Annotated in this window: 1 protein-coding gene; it reads right to left on the reverse strand. The window is 30.1% G+C overall.

Translation table 11 applies throughout. From position 1 onward, the window contains the following. Positions 1-13: 13 nt before the first annotated feature. Positions 14-535: tyrosine-type recombinase/integrase (locus tag CN514_RS18175; protein WP_141529414.1), on the reverse strand; the 522-nt coding region annotated here is incomplete at its 5' end.

Genomic DNA, 535 nt, shown 5'->3' on the forward strand with positions numbered 1-535 from the left:
GGTTTTTTTCTTTTTAATAATTTTCATCATCCCAAACATTACTTGCATTTTGAGTTCGATTCATCATTTTTGCTAAATAAAGTTCAGTCGTTTGAATACTTTCATGACCTAAACTTCGACTGACTTGATAAATGCTCGCACCTTTTTCAATTGAACGACATGCATAATGATGTCGAAAGAAGTGTGGACTAATATTGTTCGATCGATTATGTTCTATTACAAAAGGTAACTCTGAATCTTTTATCATTTCAATTACATATTTTGATAAATATTTAAACGAATAATGTTGATTCAGTTTATTTGGAAAGAATGGACTTGAATCTGTTTTTGATATTAGATTTGATAGACCACGTCGACTCCTTAGTTTACATAAATCTACAAATACATGATTTAATAATTTAACTTCACGTTTTTTATTTCCTTTTCCAATAATCTCTAGCCAATAACCGTTTGAATCCTTTGTAACTTTACCCCAATTTGCCTCTGCTAGTTCCCGAATTCGCATACCAGTTGTAGCTAATAATTTGATTATAGT

This window comes from Bacillus sp. AFS001701 (assembly GCF_002559405.1).
Classification (GTDB): Bacteria; Bacillota; Bacilli; order Bacillales; family Bacillaceae_G; genus Gottfriedia.